The 1,491-nt window shown below is 70.0% G+C and carries 1 protein-coding gene; it reads left to right on the top strand.

The annotated features are described in order from the left end of the window. Window positions 1–1,491 (top strand): AMP-binding protein (locus ABZ565_RS35530; protein WP_361036453.1); only part of this gene is annotated, 1,491 nt, incomplete at both ends.

The following is a 1,491-nucleotide window of genomic DNA, read 5'->3' as shown; positions in this document are numbered from 1 at the left end:
GGCCGCACCGACGAGGCCCTCCGCGACCTCGTCGGGTTCTTCGTCAACACCCTCGTCCTGCGCACCGATACGACCGGCAACCCCACCTTCCGCGAACTCCTGGAACGCGTCCGCGCCACCGATCTCGACGCCTTCGCCCACCAGGACGCCCCCTTCGACCTCGTCCTCGACACCCTCAACCCCACCCGCACACTCGCCCACCACCCCCTCTTCCAGATCTGCCTCACCCTGGAATCCGGAGGCGTTCCGGAGCTCCGGCTCGGGGACACCACGGTCACCGCGATGCCGGACGTGACGAGCGGTGCGGCCAAGTTCGATGTGGAGTTCCTGCTCCGCACGGACGACGGCCAGGGGCTGCGGGGCACGGTGCTCTATGCGGAGGACCTGTTCGACCGGTCCACCGTCGAGCGCATGGTGACCGTGCTCGGTGAGGTGCTGCGCCAGGCGCTGGCCGATCCCGAACTGCGCGTCGGTGAGCTGGACGTGGTGTCGGACGCCGAACGGCGACTGATCCTCGGGCCGTGGGCCGGGACCGCTTCCGATATAGGCGACGCCTCGCTGGTCGCGCGGTTCGAGGAGCAGGTTGCGCAGACACCGGAGGCGGTCGCGCTCATCGACGGCGATCGGGCCATCACGTACGCGGAGCTGAACGCCACCGCCAACCGCTGGGCACGTGAGCTGCGCGAGCGCGGCCTCGGCCGGGGCGACCTCGCCGGCATCCTCCTGGAACGCGACGCCACCTTCGCCACCGCCCTCATCGCCGTACTCAAGACCGGCGCCGGTCATGTGCTGCTCGACCCGGACTTCCCCGACGAGCGACTGCACTCCGCCGCCACCGAGGCCGCCATCAGCCACCTGGTCACCAGCACCCAACTCGCCGGCCGTCTCCCCGGGGCCTGGACCACTTGCGTCGAGGGCCCGGAAGAGGTGGCCCACCACGGCGCCGGCAACCTCGGCCTACCGGTCCGGGGCCAGGACGTGGCGTGCGTGATGTTCACCTCCGGCTCGACCGGGCGGCCCAAGGGCATCCTCTCCTCGCACCGCAACCTCGTCTCCACGGTCACCGCGCAGACGTACGGGAACTTCGGGCCGGCTGAGGTGTTCCTCCAGTGCTCACCGGTCTCCTGGGACGCCTTCAGCCTCGAATTCTGGGGCGCACTCCTCCACGGCGGCACCACCGTCCTGCAACCGGGCCAGAAGCCCGAACCCGCCCTGATCGCGGAGCTGTCCCGCCGCCACGGCGTGACGATGCTCCAGCTCTCCGCCAGCCTCTTCAACTACCTCACCGACGAACACCCCGAGGCATTCGAGTCGGTCACCGTCGCCTACACCGGCGGGGAAGCAGCATCGCCCGCCCACGTGCACAAGCTTCAGCAGCTCTCGCCCCACACCACCGTCGTCAACGGATACGGCCCCGCCGAATCCATGGGCTTCACCACCACCCACACCATCGCCCTCACCGACGAGCCCCACCCCACCATCCCCATCGGC

It is taken from the genome of Streptomyces sp. NPDC016469, assembly GCF_040632905.1.
Lineage (GTDB): Bacteria > Actinomycetota > Actinomycetes > Streptomycetales > Streptomycetaceae > Streptomyces.
Note: the sequence above shows the minus strand (reverse complement) of the source record. Positions and strands in the feature narration are given on the sequence as shown.